This is a genomic window from Pandoraea sp. B-6 (assembly GCF_000282835.1).
GTDB lineage: Bacteria > Pseudomonadota > Gammaproteobacteria > Burkholderiales > Burkholderiaceae > Pandoraea > Pandoraea cepalis.
Genome location: NZ_KB290564.1, coordinates 1 through 16,319, shown reverse-complemented (window position 1 = coordinate 16,319; position 16,319 = coordinate 1). Strand labels below are relative to the sequence as shown.

Annotated in this window: 13 protein-coding genes and 1 pseudogene; 5 read left to right on the top strand and 9 right to left on the bottom strand. The window is 64.0% G+C overall.

All coding sequences use genetic code 11. The annotated features are described in order from the left end of the window. The 4 genes and pseudogenes from A985_RS29585 to urtA form a co-directional block, all read right to left on the bottom strand. Positions 1-211, bottom strand: a pseudogene (locus tag A985_RS29585) (ATP-binding cassette domain-containing protein); the annotation flags it as partial. A 23-nt stretch (positions 212-234) separates the two neighbouring features. After that, complete coding sequence (gene urtC, locus A985_RS0122745; RefSeq protein ID WP_017235682.1) at positions 235-1,419, bottom strand: urea ABC transporter permease subunit UrtC; 1,185 nt, start codon at positions 1,417-1,419, stop codon at positions 235-237. Positions 1,420-1,477: 58 nt separating this feature from the next. Next, entirely contained in the window at positions 1,478-2,395 is a 918-nt protein-coding gene (gene urtB / locus A985_RS0122740; RefSeq protein ID WP_017235681.1) for an urea ABC transporter permease subunit UrtB, read from the bottom strand. Between the two features lie 55 nt (positions 2,396-2,450). Beyond that, positions 2,451-3,725, bottom strand: coding sequence for an urea ABC transporter substrate-binding protein (urtA, locus tag A985_RS0122735; protein ID WP_017235680.1), 1,275 nt, complete (start codon positions 3,723-3,725; stop codon positions 2,451-2,453). Positions 3,726-3,931: 206 nt separating this feature from the next. Between urtA and A985_RS0122730 the strand changes: the two genes are divergently transcribed. Both A985_RS0122730 and A985_RS0122725 read left to right on the top strand, forming a co-directional pair. Then, positions 3,932-7,357, top strand: a complete 3,426-nt coding sequence (locus A985_RS0122730; protein ID WP_369751621.1) for an ATP-binding protein — start codon at positions 3,932-3,934, stop codon at positions 7,355-7,357. Beyond that, on the top strand, positions 7,320-8,306 hold the full coding sequence (locus tag A985_RS0122725; protein ID WP_198288742.1) for a response regulator transcription factor: 987 nt from the start codon (positions 7,320-7,322) through the stop codon (positions 8,304-8,306). The genes A985_RS0122730 and A985_RS0122725 overlap by 38 nt, the downstream gene beginning before the upstream one ends. Positions 8,307-8,370: 64 nt before the next feature. Here the strand turns inward: A985_RS0122725 and A985_RS0122720 are convergent, their stop codons facing one another. Both A985_RS0122720 and A985_RS26715 read right to left on the bottom strand, forming a co-directional pair. After that, the gene (locus A985_RS0122720; protein WP_017235677.1) at positions 8,371-9,681 is read right to left on the bottom strand and encodes an MFS transporter; all 1,311 of its coding nucleotides are present in this window, start codon (positions 9,679-9,681) and stop codon (positions 8,371-8,373) included. Beyond that, complete coding sequence (locus A985_RS26715; RefSeq protein ID WP_017235676.1) at positions 9,678-10,868, bottom strand: M20 aminoacylase family protein; 1,191 nt, start codon at positions 10,866-10,868, stop codon at positions 9,678-9,680. The genes A985_RS0122720 and A985_RS26715 overlap by 4 nt, the downstream gene beginning before the upstream one ends. A 267-nt stretch (positions 10,869-11,135) precedes the next feature. Here A985_RS26715 and A985_RS0122710 point away from each other — a divergent pair, with 267 nt between their 5' ends. The 3 genes from A985_RS0122710 to A985_RS0122700 all read left to right on the top strand — a co-directional run bounded on the left by A985_RS0122710 (position 11,136) and on the right by A985_RS0122700 (position 14,353). Then, positions 11,136-12,056, top strand: a complete 921-nt coding sequence (locus tag A985_RS0122710; protein ID WP_017235675.1) for a LysR family transcriptional regulator — start codon at positions 11,136-11,138, stop codon at positions 12,054-12,056. An 85-nt stretch (positions 12,057-12,141) separates the two neighbouring features. Further along, a complete protein-coding gene (locus tag A985_RS0122705) occupies positions 12,142-13,569 on the top strand; it encodes a TAXI family TRAP transporter solute-binding subunit (RefSeq protein WP_017235674.1) in 1,428 nt (475 codons plus the stop codon). 133 nt (positions 13,570-13,702) lie between these two features. Further along, positions 13,703-14,353 (top strand): GNAT family N-acetyltransferase, encoded by a 651-nt coding sequence (locus tag A985_RS0122700; RefSeq protein ID WP_017235673.1) that lies wholly within the window; start codon positions 13,703-13,705, stop codon positions 14,351-14,353. Here the strand turns inward: A985_RS0122700 and A985_RS0122695 are convergent. The 3 genes from A985_RS0122695 to A985_RS26710 all read right to left on the bottom strand — a co-directional run. Then, positions 14,320-15,057: a glutathione S-transferase gene (locus A985_RS0122695; protein WP_017235672.1), complete on the bottom strand. Its 738-nt coding sequence runs from the start codon at positions 15,055-15,057 to the stop codon at positions 14,320-14,322. The two genes, A985_RS0122700 and A985_RS0122695, sit on opposite strands and share 34 nt — an antisense overlap. Before the next feature lie 18 nt (positions 15,058-15,075). Next, complete coding sequence (locus A985_RS0122690) at positions 15,076-16,041, bottom strand: diguanylate cyclase (protein ID WP_017235671.1); 966 nt, start codon at positions 16,039-16,041, stop codon at positions 15,076-15,078. 91 nt (positions 16,042-16,132) lie between these two features. Continuing rightward, on the bottom strand, positions 16,133-16,319 hold a 187-nt coding region (locus A985_RS26710), incomplete at its 5' end, for a chemotaxis protein CheB (protein WP_039830739.1).

The window sequence follows — 16,319 nt, the reverse complement described above, 5'->3', positions numbered from 1 at the left end:
CGCGTCTGAACTCGGCCAGTCGCGTGATTTCCTCGTTGCGAAACTTGATGCTGCCCGCCGTCTCCTTCGTCTTGCCGCAGATAAGATCGAGCAGCGTCGTCTTGCCGGCGCCGTTGGGACCGATCACGACGCGCAACTCACCCCGCTCCAGATACAGATTCAGCGAATCGATGGCCTTGAACCCGTCGAACGAAACGCTGAGGTCTTCTATCGCCAGAAGAAAGTCGGTGTTGCTCATACTTTTCGCTCCTTGTCTGTCGCGCTCCCGGCGCCGAGAAAACGGCGAATTCGCGGGCGCACATGCGCCTCGAAAAGCCCCGCCAGACCGTTCGGGAAGGCCATCACCACGCCGATGAACATGGCCGCCATCAGATACAGCCAGAGATTGGGGAAACTCTCGGAGAACCAGCTTTTGCCCAGATTGACGAGAATCGCGCCGTACACCGCGCCGACAAGCGACATACGTCCGCCGACCGCCGCATAGATCACCATCTCGATGGACGGCACGATGCCCACGAACGACGGCGACATGAAACCGACTTGAAGCGTGAACATCGCGCCGCCGATCGCAGCAAGCAACGCGGCGAAGCAGAATGAGAACACCTTGAACATCGAGACGTCATAGCCCGAGAACCGCACGCGGTCTTCCTTGTCTCGCATGGCCAGCAGCAGCGTACCGAGCTTGCCGCGCTGCACCCACCGGCACACCAGCAACGCGACGATCAGCAACGCCGCGTTGACGAAGTAAAGAACGAGCTTCGCGTGGTCCGTGCGAATGTCCCAGCCGAGCAGCGTGCGCAGATCGGTGATGCCGTTCACCCCGCCGGTATATCCCTGTTGGCCGATGATAAGCACCGACAGAATCAGCGCCACGGCCTGCGTGATGATCGCGAAATACACACCGCCGACCCGCCGTTTGAACATTGCGTAACCGATCACGAAGGCAAGCGCCGTCGGCACGACAAGCACCGCGACAATCGAGAACGGCAGAGAGTGAAACGGCTTCCACATATCGGGCAGCGCGGTAAGCTGATTCCAGTCCATGAAGTCCGGAATGCCCGGGGTGGTCTGTGTACTCGTGGCCGCGGCGCTCGACGATTCGAGCTTGAGAAACATGGCCATCGCATAACCGCCAAGCCCGAAGAAGACGCCCTGCCCGAGGCTTAGCACGCCGCCGTAACCCCATGCGATCACCAGTCCGATGGCGACGAATGCGTACGTCAGGTACTTGCCCATGAGGTTCAGGCGAAACGCGTCGAGCGCGAGCGGAAACACGACGACGATGAGCACGGCCAGAATCACGATGCCCGCGTAGCCTGAAGCGTCGAAGCGCGCCAGCGTTGCGCGCCAGCCGACGCTCGGGACGGGAGCCTCGGAGCGGAGGGAGACGCCGCCCGCCGAGGTTTGGATGGGTTCCATGTACATCTCTCCATACAGAGGAATCGGTCGACGACCGGGACACCGGCGCACCGGCGGATCACGCGCGCCGGACTTTCGAGGCGAACAGGCCCTGCGGGCGCAGCATCAGAATGACCACCACGGTGAGGAGCGTCGCCACGCGGGCAATCGAACCGGAAAGGAAAAACTCGCTGATCGACTGCATCTGTGCAATGCCGAAGGCCGAGGCCACCGTACCGAGCAGGCTCGCCGCGCCGCCGAACGTCACCACCAGGAACGAATCGACGATATAGAGCGAGCCGCTGGTCGGCCCTGTCGACCCGATGGCCGTGAACGCCGCACCGGCGACGCCGGCGATGCCGCAGCCGATTGCGAATGTCATCCGGTCGGTGCGGCGGGTATTGATGCCCGCCGCATTCGCCATCGGCCGGTTGGCGACGGTCGCACGCACACGCAGCCCCCAGCGCGAGCGGTACAGCGCCAACAACAGGCCGCCCGTCATGACGAGCGCAAGCGCCATCACGAACATGCCGCTCACCGGAATGTCGAGACCCGGCGTCGGCTCCCACGACCCCATGAGCCAGTCGGGCAGCACCGGACTGACTTCTTTCGGTCCGAACGTTGAACGGAACACTTGCTGCATACCCAGACTCAGGCCCCAGGTGGCGAGCAACGTGTCGAGCGGACGCCGGTACAGATGTCGGATCAGCGCCCATTCCGCCAGCCATCCCGCCCCAAAGGCGAGCACGAAGGCGGCGACGATGGCGAAGAAGAAATACACCGGCGCGAATATCGGCCAGACGTTCTGGGTGACCCACGAGAACATGTAGACGCTATAGGCGCCGATCGTCATGAATTCGCCGTGCGCCATGTTGATGACGCCCATCTGCCCGAAAATCACGGCCAGTCCGAGCCCCATGAGCAGCAGAACACTGAACAGGCTCAGTCCCGCAAAGCCTTGCATCAGCGTGATATTGAGAATGTCGTTGGCGGACATCTGACGCTCCTCGCGCAACGACCGTCCGGTCGTCGCGCCTGTGCGAGTTGAGGGATTACATGTAGCCCTTCGGGAACGGATCCGGGTGGATCGGCTCCGGCGAACTCGCCACGACCTTGAACTGTCCGTCCGCCTGCCCTTCGCCGATCAGCGATCGGCTCCACAGGTGATGGTTCGGGTCGACCTTCGCGTAGCCCTGGGGTGCGTTGGGCAGTTCAATGCCCGCTGAGGCAGCGACGACCTTGTTCACGTCGAAGCTGCCCGCGCGCTCACACGCGGTCTTCCAGATCCAGGGGCCGAGGTAGGCCGCCTGTGTCACGTCGCCGATCACCGATTTCGCACCGTAGCGCGCCTTGAATGCGGCGACGAACTTTTTGTTGTTGTCGTTATCCAGCGATTGGAAGTACTTCATCGACGAGTAGAAGCCCGCGAAGTTTTCGCCCCCAATGCCCAGCACTTCGTCTTCCGTGACGGAAAGGGTCAGCAGGAATTGCTTCTGGGGTGTGATGCCCGCTGCCCTGAGTTGCTTGTAGAACGCCACGTTCGAGCCGCCCACCACCGTCGCGAAAATGCAGTCAGGACGCGCGAGCTTGATCTTGTTCATCAGCGAATTGAACTCGGTCGTGCCGAGCGGGTAATACTCTTCGCCGACCACCTTCGCGTGCAGATGCTGCTCGATATGACGGCGCGCGATCTTGTTCGACGTGCGCGGCCAGATGTAGTCGGAACCGATCAGGAAGAACGACTTGGCCTTCTTCGTGTTCGACGCCCAGTCGAGCGCCCAGAGAATCTGCTGCGTGGCTTCCTGACCGGTGTAGAAGACGTTCTTCGACTGCTCCAGACCTTCATAGAACGTCGGGTAGTACAGCAAGCCGTTGTCCTTCTCGAACACCGGCAGCACCGCCTTGCGCGAGGCCGACGTCCAGCAACCGAAAACGGCCGCGACGTGGTCGCTCTCGAGCAGCTTCTTGGATTTCTCGGCAAAAGTCGGCCAGTCGGACGCACCGTCTTCCTGAATGATGTTGATCTTACGTCCGAGTACGCCGCCCATCGCATTGATCTGCTCGATGGCAAGACGCTCTGCCTGAATCGAGCCCGTCTCGGAAATGGCCATCGTGCCGGTTGCCGAGTGCAACTGGCCGACCGTGACCGTGGTGTCGGTCACGGCGAGACCGGTGGTGTTCACCTTGGCCGTAGGCGGCACCTGTGCGAACGACGTTCGCGGCAGGCCCAGCGCCATGAGCGGGGCCGCGGCAAGGCCGCCGAGCAGCCGCCTGCGCAGCGGCGAAGCCATGCGCTCGTCATCTTCGAATCGATCGTCTGCGGACATCACGTTCTCCTGATCATAGGCCCTGTGCAAGATGCGCGGCGGGCGGGTTTCACGGGTTTGAACGCAATGTAGGGAGCCAATTTGACGATCGGAATACGTCGATTGACGTATTCCCCAGGTGGGGCGGTGGAATGTAATTTGCTTTGGGCTTTACATCCAACGCTTTTTGCACCAATCCGGATCGCCTTCACGTCTTCATGGCCAAGATGCACCAAAGTTCAGTCAGCGCGCCCAGCACTCAGCGCATCGTGAAGGTGCGGCGGGATTACAACGCCTGGGTCGGCGACGAAACGCTGGAAGACTATGCGCTGCGCTTCACCCCGCGCTCGTTTCGCCGCTGGTCGGAATTACGCGTCGCGACCACGGCAATCGGCGGCGTATCGTTTCTGGTGCTGGAGGCCATCGGCGGTAGCCTTGTCATCAATTACGGCTTCACCAACGCGCTCTGGGCCATTGCCGCCGTCTCGATCCTGATCTTCCTGACGAGCCTGCCGATCAGCTATTACGCGGCGCGCTACGGCGTGGACATGGATCTGCTCACGCGCGGCGCCGGCTTCGGTTACATAGGCTCGACGGTGACGTCGTTCCTTTACGCCATCTTCACATTCCTGTTCTTCGCACTCGAAGCGGCCATCATGGCGCTGGCGTTACAGCTCTATTTCCACATCTCGCTGGCGCTCGCGTATGTGGTGAGTTCGCTCGTCGTGATTCCGCTGGTGATGTTCGGCATCACGCTCATCAACCGGCTGCAAAGCTGGACACAGCCGCTGTGGATCGTGCTGTTCGTGTTGCCCTACGCCGCAGTGCTGTGGCACCACCCCGGGATGCTGCGCGAGTGGACCACGTTCGCGGGATTCGCCCCGCAAGGCCGGGCGTTCAGTCTCATTGCGTTCGGACAGGCGTCGACAGTCGTGTTCGCGCTGATCGTGCAGATCGGCGAACAGGTGGACTATCTGCGCTTCCTGCCGCCGCTGACGACGCGCAACCGCAAGCGCTGGTGGCTCGCGCTACTGTGCGCCGGCCCGGGCTGGATCGTACCCGGTGCGCTGAAGATGCTCGGCGGCGCCTTCCTCGCATTTGTGGCGATCCAGAACGAAGTGGGGGTCGCGCAAGCCGCGCAGCCCACGCAGATGTATCTCGTCGCGTATCACATCCTCCTCGATCCGGCAGGGCTGGCCGGTTGGGCGCTGCCGGCCATGACGCTTTTCGTCATCGTCTCGCAGCTCAAGATCAATGTGACGAACGCGTATGCGGGATCGCTGGCCTGGTCGAACTTCTTTGCACGTCTCACGCACAGTCATCCGGGGCGCGTGGTGTGGCTCGTCTTCAACGTGATGATCGCGCTGCTGCTCGTGGAGATCGGTGTCTTCGAGGTGATCGGCAAAGTGCTCTCCCTGTATGCGAATGTTGCCGTGGCCTGGATAGGCGCGCTGTGCGCCGATCTCGTCATCAACAAACCATTGGGATACAGCCCGCGTCACATCGAGTTCAAACGCGCGCATCTCTATGATGTGAATCCCGTCGGGCTGGGCGCGATGTTGCTGGGCGTCGTGGCGGCCCTCACGGCTCGGGCAGGCGCCTTCGGCGAGCTTGGCGAGGCGATGTCGATGTTTCTCGCCTTCGGCGTGGCGTTCGTCTGCGCGCCGATCATTGCCATCGCGACACGCGGAAAGTACTACCTCGCGCGCAAGCCGCAATCGACCGGCGACGCCCGATCGCTGCGCTGCGCGATCTGCGAGCACGCGTTCGAGCCGGAGGACACGGCCCACTGTCCGGCCTATGGCGGCACGATCTGCTCGCTTTGCTGCTCGCTGGACTCCCGTTGCCATGATCGCTGCAAGCCGCACGCGCGCTTCTCCGCGCAGGCCGATCGCGCATTGCACTGCGTATTTCCGCGCCTGCGGCTGGGGCCCGCGGCGTTGCGGCTCATTCGCTATGCGAGCCTCGTGCTGGCCATCCTTGCCGTGTTGGCTGGCGTTCTGCTACTGATCTGGTCGCAGAGTGTGGCGTCGATCAGCGCGGCGGAAGTCGGGGTCATAGGAAGCAGCTTCCTCAAGATCTTCTTCTCGCTCGCCCTCGTGGGCTGCATCGCGGCATGGTGGTTCGTGCTGGAGCGCGAGAGCCGCCGCGTCACGGAAGAGGAATCGCAACGGCAAAACGAATTGCTGATGCAGGAAATCGAAGCGCACCAGAAGACCGACGAGGCGCTCAAGCGCGCGAGCGCGGCCGCCGAGTCGGCGAATCGGGCCAAGAGCCGTTACGTATCGGGCCTCAGTCACGAACTACGGACGCCGCTCAACAGCATCCTCGGCTATGCGCAGCTTCTGATGCAGGCGAAGGAAGAACTGTCCCCCACGCGCTACAACGCGGTTCGCACCATCCATCGCAGCGGCGAGCATCTGCTCGCGCTGGTCGACGGACTACTGGACGTCGCGCGCATCGAAGCCGGCAAGCTGCAATTGAACATCACGAAAGTGTCGCTGACCGATTTCGTGTCTCACCTGTCGTCGATGATGAGTCCGTTGGCGATGGAGAAAGCGCTCGCCTTCGATGTCCAGGTCGTCGGTCGAATCCCGGGGACGGTGAAGTGCGATCAGAAGTACCTCGGGCAAATTCTCACCAACCTGATCGGCAACGCAATTCGCTTCACGTCTGCAGGGACGGTGACGCTGCGCGTGAGTCACGCGCTGGACACGCTGAAGTTCGAGGTGATCGATACCGGACCCGGCATCGCGCCGGAGGAAATGGCGCGTCTCTTCCTGCCGTTCGAGCGTGGCGACGCCGCCCATGCGGACGATCACGGTGCGGGCCTCGGGCTGACGATCTGCCGATTGCTCACGCATGCGCTCGGCGGCAGTCTGGACGCGCACAGCGAGATCGGGCGCGGCACGCACTTCGTGGTGAAACTCTTCGCACCGGCAGTGAGAAGCGCACCTGATGTCTACACCGAGTTGGCGGGTATTCGCGGGTACGCCGGGTCGCGCCGTACGATTCTCGTGGTGGACGACCTGGCCGATCAGCGCGGGATCGTCGTCCAACTGCTCACGCCGCTGGGCTTCGACGTGACCGAAGTCGCCAGCGGTCCCGACGCGTTGCGATGGCTCGGCACTCACACCGCCGACGCGATCATCATGGACATCTCAATGCCGTTGATGGACGGCTACGAAACCAGCCGCCTGATTCGTGAGAATCAGCTCTCGGCGGCGCCCGTCGTATTGCTCTCGGCCAACGCTTTCGCCGACGATCGCGAGCGTGCCGGCGCGTCCGGCTGCGCAGGCTATCTGGCCAAGCCGTTGCAGGTGAATCTGTTGCTCGACAAGCTCGCACAACTGCTTGCGCTGGAATGGATTGCATCGGAACCGACGACGACGCCCAGCCCGGCGCGGGCGGAGACATCGGCGGCGACGTCCGACGCCATTCAGCTCGCGCTGCCCGAGGGGGTGCTTCAGCGTATCCGCGAGCATCTCGACGTCGGCTATGTGCAGGGGGTCGTCGAGCAACTCGACGAGGCGCGGCGCGTCCACCCGGCACTGTCCGCCCAGATCGAAACGCTACGCGCACTTGCCGAACGCTTTCAGCTAAGGGAACTTGAAAATGAGCTTGTCCACCTGCCCCGCGCCACCGGTGCATGATGCGCCCACGGAGGCGAGCGCCCCGCCGGAGTGGCTGGGAAACCGTCCCATCGTGCTGATCGTGGACGACACGCCCGACAATCTCGCCTTTCTCTCCGATACCCTGCAAGCGAACGGTTACGCGGTGCTCGTCGCGTTAAGCGGCGAGGCGGCATTGAAGTGTCTGGCGCGGGTCACGCCGGACGTCGTGCTGCTCGACGCGATAATGCCCGCGATGGACGGCTTCGAGACCTGCACGCGGATCAAACAGGACCCACGTTACGAGCATCTTCCGGTCATCTTCATGACGTCGCTGACGGAAAGCGAGCATGTCGTGCGGGGCTTTCGCGTCGGGGGCATCGATTACGTGACGAAACCCGTGCGCCCGGAGGAAGTGTGCGCGCGCATTGGCGCGCATGTGGTGCGCTCGCGCGCGCAATCCTATGCACAGGCAGCGCTCTCGCTCGGCGCGCGCGCGGCGCTTATCGTCTCGGAAGACGGCGCGATCTGCTGGCAGAGTCCTCAGGCGGCGCGGCAGATCGCGGCGTACGGCGCAACGCACGAGGACGTCGCCAAACCGCGTTTGCCCGCGCCGTTGCTGCACTGGTTCGTGGCCTGGCTTGCGCAAGGCGCGCAGGCGAATGTCGTCCATGAATGCGTGCTCGAGAACGTTCGCCGTTCCGCCACGGCCGCCCCGGCCCCGAAGACCGGCGAGTGGATCGTCACGCTCACGGAAGCCGACGACACCGCTTACTGCTCGGCGCTTGCCCTGCACTTCGGCCTGACCGCACGTGAAGCCGAAGTGCTCCTGTGGGTGTCCCGCGGCAAAGCCAATCGCGACATCGGGGACATCCTCGGCATGGCGCCCCGCACCGTCAACAAGCACCTCGAACACCTGTTCAGAAAGCTCCACGTGGAAACCCGCGCGACCGCCGCCGCGCTGGTCATGAAAGTCCTCGATCGGCGGTGAAGTCGGCGCCATGCGGCGAAACGGATTGGCACTGCGTTCGCGCTGGGCTACCGACCTCAGACGCTTACTCGTCGAGCACCTTGTTGCCGGTCTCTTCAAACATCGACACGGCGATGAGCGAGATGATCACGCAGACGATCATGTACCAGGCCGGCGCCATCTTGTTGCCCGTCGCACGAATCAACCAGCCGGCCACGAGCTGCGCCGTACCGCCGAACACCGACACCGCGATGGCATACGCGCTCGACATGTAGCCCGCGCGCAGATGTTTCGGGAAGTTCTCCGGCATCAGCGCGTAAGCGGGGGCCGACCCCATTGTGTAGCAGAGCATGAGGACAATCAGCGCCGCCAGGACGACCGGCAGCGAGGGGAAATGCGTCATGATCCAGAATGCCGGATACAGCAGCACGACGAGCGCCACGCGGCCGATGATCGTGAGCGGCTTGCGTCGCCCCATCTTGTCCGACAACGCGCCATAGATCGGGCACATCACCAGCGAGATCGTGCTGGCCGCCACGCCGGTCAACATCGACATTTTCGGCGGCAGGCCCAGGTACTGAATGCAGTACGTCGGCATGTAATACATCATCACGTACGTCGACACCGACATCCCCATGATCGAGAAGATCGTGAGGAACCAGTTGCGCACGTACACGCCGCGCTTGGGGTCGTCGCGACCGGCGATCGTCTTCGCCTTCGGCGGTTCTTCCTGAATGTGACGACGCAGGTAGATCCCGACCGGAGCAATCAGCGTACCGAGCAGGAACGGAATCCGCCAGCCCCAGCTGTGCATGATGTCGTCCGAGAGCAGGAAGCCCAGGCTCGCGGCCAGGCCCGAGCCGAGCAGCGCGGCCGCGCCCTGGCTCGCCAACTGCCAGCTCGCGCGAAAGCCGCGGCGCTTCGCACCGCCCATTTCCAGCAAGGTGGCGGTCGCCGCACCGAATTCACCGCCTTGCGCGAAACCTTGCAGCAGGCGCGCCGCGACGATCAGCAACGGCGCGGCCAGACCGATCTGCGCATACGTGGGCGCGAGGCCGATGGCCGCCGAACCGAGTGCCATCAAGCCGATGGTCAACGTGAGCGCCGGCTTGCGGCCGGCACGGTCCGCGTAGCGGCCCAGCACGAAACCGCCGAGCGGGCGCATCACAAAGCCCACCGCGAACACGGCGAACGCCAGCAGCGACGACGTGACAGGATCGTGGGCCGGGAAGAACTGCTTGCCGATGGTCAGCGCGAAATAACTGTAGACCGTGAAGTCGAAGAACTCCAGCAGGTTGCCGATGACGGCGGCAAACACGATCTTGCGTTGTTGCGCAGCGGTCATCGGCGACGGCTGTGCGCCGTCAAGCGTCAATGTGGAAGTGGCGATGCTCATGCGCGCTCCTTGGCAAGAAAGCGTTCGACCAGACGGGTCCAGAAGGCCGCGCCGATGGTCAGGTTGTCGTCGTTGAAATCGTACTTGGCGTTGTGCAGCATCGGCTTGCCCTCGCCGTTCCCCAGGCGAATGAAGCAGCCCGGCACCTTCTGCAGGTAGTACGCGAAGTCTTCGCTGCCCGCGATCGGCGGGAACGGCGAGATGACGTGCTCGGCGCCCACCAGCTCTTCGGCCACGCCGCAGGCGAACGCTGTCTCCGCCTCGGTATTCACGAGCACCGGGTAGCCACGGATATAGTCGATGTCGGCGCTCGCGCCATAGCCCTCGGTATGCGAGGTCACCAGCGCGCGAATGCGCGCCTCCAGCGTGGCACGCACGTCCGCCGAAAACGAGCGCACGCTCAGCTCCAGCACGGCCTCCTCGGGAATCACGTTCGGCGCAAAGCCGGCATGGAACGTGCCGACCGTCACGACGGCGGCTTCGGTCGGGTCGACGTTGCGCGCGACCACGGTTTGCAGCGCCATCACCAGGCTGCTGCCGATCATCACCGGATCGATCGCCAGATGCGGTCGCGCCGCATGACCGCCACGGCCGTGGATACGAATCTTGACGGTGTCGCACGCGGCCATCAGCGGGCCGGCGCGGAAGCCGAACGTGCCCGTGGGTACGCCCGGGTGATTGTGCAGACCGAAGATCGCCTCGCACGGGAAGCGTTCGAACAAGCCGTCGGCGATCATCTGTTCCGCACCGCTGTTCGAACCGGCTTCTTCCGCCGGCTGGAAAATCAGATGAACAGTGCCGTCGAAATTGCGTGTCTTCGCAAGTTGCTGCGCGGCACCGAGCAGCACGGTCGTGTGACCGTCGTGGCCGCAGGCGTGCATCTTGCCGTCGTGCACGCTGGCATAGGCGAGGCCGGTCTGTTCGTGAATCGGCAGCGCGTCCATGTCGGCGCGCACGCCGACGGTGCGACCGCTCGTGCCCGCAGTGAGCGAGGCCACCACGCCGTGACCGCCGACATGACGCGTGACCTGATACCCCCAGTCTTCGAGCTTTTGCGCCACGTAGCGCGACGTGTCGACTTCCTCGTAGGACAGTTCGGGGTGTTGATGGATGTGGTGACGCATTTCGGCCAGCGGCGCGCGCGCCTCCAGCAGATCGCTCACTTCGCAGTAGCGAGTCTCGCTCATCGGGGGCTCCTCTCTCTTGTTGAATAACGCGGAGTATTGCACCGACGAAAATTCCCACCCATGACGCAAACCACGTCAAAATGTTGCTTTCAAGTCAACAATCGGTCGCCCTGGCAAAGTAGCGAGATGGCGACGCCATCGACAAAAAATTGTTTTTATTCAATGGTTTGACGAGATTATCCTGGGGCCGTCGACGCGAACTTGACCGCCCCCGGCCGGCGTCGGGTCAGACCGACGCATTCCCACGAACACAACACTGAGAAGCGAATGACCTACGAGGCGTGGATCGACGACATCGGCGAGCGTGCGCTCAAGTATCTTGCCGAAATTGCCGCGACGGGCGGCGTGCGCATGGCCGCCGAGTCGCTCGGCGTGAATCCGTCCGTGGTCAGCCGGCAGATCGCGGCGCTCGAGCGGCGTCTGCGCTTTCCGCTGATCGAACGGCGCGGACGCAATGTGAGCGTCACCGAGATCGGTCAGGTGCTCATCGACTACTACCGCGACGGCCAACGGCGTCAGCGTGACCTGTCGGCGCGGCTGGAGGAATACCGGCATCTGAAGCGAGGGCGCGTGGCGATCGGTGTCGGGGAAGGGTTCATCGGACGCCTGATCGCACAGGCGTTGCAGCGCTTTTCGATGAGCTACCCGGACATCCTCGTCGAAATACGCTCCGGCCCGACGCCCGCCGTGCTCTCGCTCGTGCGCGACGACGTCGTGGATATCGGACTATGCGCGCGCTCCGCCGACGATCCGGCCATGCGCATTCATCCGTTCGCCGCAAAGGCCCTGTGCGCCGTGGTCGCCCCCACCCATCGTTTCGCAACCATGGCGAGTGTGCCGCCCTCGGAATTGGCGCACGAACGGCTCATCTTCATGACCGAGGCCCACGGCGTGCAGCAATTCGTGCACTCGGTGCTCGACACCGCGCGCCTGAACGTGACGCCCGCCTACCGCGTCGATCTGTTCAACACCGCGCAGACGCTAGCGGCGGCGGGCCTTGGCGTGGCCTTCATGTCGGCGATCACCGCGCGACGCGGCATCGAGCTTGGCGAGCTGGTCGCCGTGCCCATCGATCATCCGATCGCGACCGGCTTCTCCAGCCAGATGATGACGCGCGTGGGCCGGCGTCTGTCGCCCGCCGCCGATCACCTCTGGAAGCAACTTGCGCAGAGCCTCGCGCATCGTTGACGAAGACACCCGGCCCGATCAGTCAGCATAGATGGCGTATGATCGGCCGGGTGTTGGATATGCGGGTCAAGCCTGCCTGCTTTCGATGACGACCGATTCGAACTCACCCGCCCACCGGCGAATCCGCGCCCGCTTCGTCGCCATTTCCTGGCGCGACCTCGCCGTATCCTTCGGCCCCGTCATCCTCCTGTCGATGGCGGCCATCTGGCTCGCCGTATGGCTCGTACGACCGGCGCCGCCGCGCACCGTGACAATCAGCGCCGGCCCTGAAGGCAGCTCCTTCTGGAACGCCGCACAACGCTACAAGACGATCCTCGCGCGCGACGGCATCACACTCGTCGTGCTCACGTCCGAAGGCTCGCGCCAGAACGTGGAGCGGCTCGCCGACGCATCGCAAAACGTCGACCTGGGGCTGGTGCAGGGGGGCGTGTCGCAAGGCCTCGACGTCGATGGCCTGGTCTCGCTCGGCAGCGTGTTCTATGCGCCGATTTCCGTGTTCTATCGTGGGGCGCGCGTCACGAAGCTGTCTGACCTGACAGGCAAGCGCATCGCCATCGGTCGCGAAGGCAGTGGCGCACGCGCGCTGTCGCTCGCGCTGCTCAAGGCGAACGGCATCGAGCCGGGCGGTGCGACCCGGCTCACGGCATACGACGGACAGGATGCCGCGCAGGCCTTGATCGACGGGCGCGTCGACGCCGCCATGCTCACCGGCGACACCGCCACCGGCCCGACATTGGGCAAGCTGATCCGCACGCCCGGTGTGCGGCTGATGGACTTCGCGCAGGCCGATGCCTACACGCGTCGTTTCACGTATCTGAATCAACTCACATTTCCGCGCGGCGTTTTCGACCTCGGTCGCAACCTGCCGGCACAACCGGTACACGTCATCAGCCCGACGGTCGAACTCGTCGCGCGCGACAGCCTGCATCCGGCACTCTCCGACCTGTTGATCGAAGCCGCGCGAGAGGTGCACGGCAAGGCCAACCTGCTGCAACGCGCCGGGGAATTCCCATCGGCTCAGGTCCACGAATTCCCGATTTCCGACGACGCCGCTCGCTACTACAAGTCCGGCAAGGGGTTTCTGTACCGGCATTTGCCGTTCTGGGTCGCAAGTCTCGCCGATCGCATCGTCGTGTTGCTCGTGCCGATCCTCGTCGTGCTGATTCCGGCATTCCGGCTGGTGCCGTCGCTGTATAGCTGGCGCGTGAAATCGCGGTTGTACCGCTGGTACGGCGCGCTCATCGCGCTCGAACGCGAAGCGCTGGCCGACGACGCCCACACCGAATACCGAAGCCTGCGCCATCGACTCGACGCCATCGAGGCCGCCGTCAATCGGCTGAAGATCCCGCTCGCGTACGCCGACCAGTTCTATGTGCTGCGTGAACACATCGGCTTCGTGCGGCATCGGCTCGATGTCATGAACGCGGCGCCGGGGGCAGACGGCAACGACGCCCCCTGGCACCCCGGCGATGCGCCACCGGCCGACAGTGACGACCGCCTGCGCGGCACTTGAGCATGGCAAAGCAATGCTTATGCGTCGCATAACCAACAGAAGCTTTTCTTATGGATTGACGAAGCGCACACTGCTCAAAGTCACGGGCCGGAACACCGGTCCGTTGTGAAATCCAACGCACGGGTCTGTTCGTATGTCGTCGTCCTCCGCTCACGCCTCCGTCTCCACCGCGCCGCAAGGCGCCGGCACTGAATCCGCCCGTCACGCGTGCACGGTGCGCCCCGTGCGCGACGACGACCTGCCGACGCTCACGGCCATCTACGCTCATCACGTGCGCACTGGCACGGCGTCGTTCGAGGAAGTGCCGCCCGACGAGGCCGAGATGCGCGCGCGTTGCACGAAGGGTCTCGACGCCGGACTGCCGTACCTCGTTGCAGAGCGCGACGGCAAGGTCCTCGGCTACGCGTACGCCACACACTACCGGCCGCGCTCGGCCTATCGCTTCACGCTCGAAGACTCGGTGTACATCGCGGCCGATTCGACGGGCCAGGGCGTCGGGCGCGCGCTGTTGCTCGCGCTCATCGCACGTTGCGAAGGCGGCCCGTGGCGGCAATTGGTCGCGAACGTCGGCGACAGCGGCAACGCGGCCTCGCTGGCGCTGCACAAGGCATGCGGCTTCACGCAGACGGGCGTGCTCAAATCCGTCGGGTTCAAATTCGGCCGGTGGATCGACACCGTGCTCATGCAGCGGCCGTTGAACGCCGGCGACGCGACGCTGCCGACGTCAGTCGAACCCGGCCAGCCGCCACGTCAGAACGGCGAGGTGCGGTCCAGTGCCTTGTAGTGACGGAAGATGCCCGTGGTGTTGAACGGAATGCGGCGCGGCGACTTCAGGTAGGCCGCGACGCGCGGCACGCGCGCCACCGCGTCGTGTACCGCCTGGCAGCGCGGGAACGCCTTGGCAAATCCCGACATCGCGCGCGGAAACGCGTAGTCCAGCCCGGCAATCACCTGGAAGAGCGAGAGATCGGCGTACGACATCGTCCCTTCGGAAAGCCAGCCGCCCGCGTGTGGATTGTTCGCCAGCACGCGCTCGAAGTACGCAAAGAATTTAGGCAGGCGGTACTCGATGAGGTCTGCCGTGCGCTTGCGCGCTTCCGTGCGCTGCTGACTGTAGTACAAGCGGCTCGCGATGGGATGATGGCTGTCGTGTACCTCGACCACGAGATCGGCCAGTGTGAGCTGCAACTGGTTGACCCAACGTCGCGCACGCGGTGACTCGCCCACCAGACCGAGATGCGGACCGAGATACGCAAGAATGTTTGCCGTCTGCCCGATCAATTCGTCGCCCACGCGCAGGAAAGGCGGTGCGTAGGGCGGATCCTGGCAAACCGGGTCGTCCATCGTGCGCATCAGGCCGTCCATGCCCTGCCCGGGCGCGTCGCCCTGCACGATCTCTACGTACGGCGTGCCGGTGGCTTCGAAGGCGAGGCGGACAAATTCCCCGCGCCCTTGCAGGCCCGGCCAATAGAACAGCTCGAAGGTCATGTACCCTCCTCAGCAGGCTCAGGAAGCGCCCGGCTGCATCTCCACGCGATTCTTGCCCAGTTGCTTGGCGCGGTAGAGCGCCAGATCCGCCGATTCGATCAATGAGGTCGAGGCCATGTGGGTGCGCGGCACCAACGACGCGCCGCCGATACTGACGGTGACGTGCTGGCCGTTGGCCGAGCCGATGTGCGGAATCGCCATCGCATCGATCTGCGCGCGCACCTTCTCGGCGATCAGGGCCGCGCCACTCGCCGTCGTGTTCGGCAGCACGATCACGAACTCCTCGCCGCCGAAGCGCGCGGCGAGATCGGCCGGACGCGACGCCGCATCGGCAATCGTGGTGGCGACGCGGCGCAGGACGTCGTCGCCTGCGATGTGACCATACGTATCGTTATAGATCTTGAAATTGTCGACGTCGATCATGAGCAACGCCAGTTCGCGTTGCTCGCGCAGCGCGCGGCGCCATTCCGCGCTGAAGTACTCGTCGAAATAGCGGCGATTTGCCAGCCCGGTCAGGCCATCGGAATGCGTAAGCCGCTGCAGTTCGAGATTCGTCTCCAGCAACTGCTGCTGGCTCTCGCGCAGCGCGCGGTACGCCTCGTCGCGCTGCAGCAGGTTCATGTACGAGCGCGAGTGATAGCGAATGCGCGCGATCAGTTCGATGGGATCGGGCAGCTTGACCAGATAGTCGTTGGCGCCCGCCGCGAACGCTTCGCGCTTGATGGTCGACTCTTCCTTCGTCGAGAGCACGATGATCGGAATGTCGCGCGTGAGCGGACTGGCACGATACTGCCGCACCAGCGACAAACCGTCGGTTCCCGGCATCACGAGATCTTGCAGGATGACGGTCGGACGCGTGGTTTCCGCCACGCGTTGCGCATCCTCCGGACTCGAACAATAGTGGAAGTCGATGTTCGCCTCCCCCGCGAGCGCGCGGCGAATCGCTTCACCGACCATCGCCTGGTCATCAACGAGCAACACCATCGCCGATGATTCGTTCAGGCTGCTTTCGGCCCCCGCCGCTTGCGCGACCGGCTTGGGGGGGCGTGGCGTTATCGTCATGTTTTGCGTCCTGTCATACCGTTCCAAATAGCGTCACCAGTTGCGGCGCAATGCTCGCCAGCGGCAGAATCTGCGACGCCGCACCGGCCTCTGCCGCCGCTTTGGGCATGCCATACACCGCACTCGTCTCGCGATCCTGCGCAATCGTGATAAAGCCCTGCGCGCGCATGGCGCCGAGCCCGGCCGCGCCGTCGCGGCCC

Bases quoted from the DNA above. Each gene is read 5' to 3' on its own strand.
- urtC (WP_017235682.1), bottom strand. From the start codon at position 1,419: ATGGAACCCATCCAAACCTCGGCGGGCGGCGTCTCCCTCCGCTCCGAG.
- urtB (WP_017235681.1), bottom strand. From the start codon at position 2,395: ATGTCCGCCAACGACATTCTCAATATCACGCTGATGCAAGGCTTTGCG.
- urtA (WP_017235680.1), bottom strand. From the start codon at position 3,725: ATGTCCGCAGACGATCGATTCGAAGATGACGAGCGCATGGCTTCGCCG.
- A985_RS0122730 (WP_369751621.1), top strand. From the start codon at position 3,932: ATGCACCAAAGTTCAGTCAGCGCGCCCAGCACTCAGCGCATCGTGAAG.
- A985_RS0122725 (WP_198288742.1), top strand. From the start codon at position 7,320: ATGAGCTTGTCCACCTGCCCCGCGCCACCGGTGCATGATGCGCCCACG.
- A985_RS0122720 (WP_017235677.1), bottom strand. From the start codon at position 9,681: ATGAGCATCGCCACTTCCACATTGACGCTTGACGGCGCACAGCCGTCG.
- A985_RS26715 (WP_017235676.1), bottom strand. From the start codon at position 10,868: ATGAGCGAGACTCGCTACTGCGAAGTGAGCGATCTGCTGGAGGCGCGC.
- A985_RS0122710 (WP_017235675.1), top strand. From the start codon at position 11,136: ATGACCTACGAGGCGTGGATCGACGACATCGGCGAGCGTGCGCTCAAG.
- A985_RS0122705 (WP_017235674.1), top strand. From the start codon at position 12,142: ATGACGACCGATTCGAACTCACCCGCCCACCGGCGAATCCGCGCCCGC.
- A985_RS0122700 (WP_017235673.1), top strand. From the start codon at position 13,703: ATGTCGTCGTCCTCCGCTCACGCCTCCGTCTCCACCGCGCCGCAAGGC.
- A985_RS0122695 (WP_017235672.1), bottom strand. From the start codon at position 15,057: ATGACCTTCGAGCTGTTCTATTGGCCGGGCCTGCAAGGGCGCGGGGAA.
- A985_RS0122690 (WP_017235671.1), bottom strand. From the start codon at position 16,041: ATGGTGTTGCTCGTTGATGACCAGGCGATGGTCGGTGAAGCGATTCGC.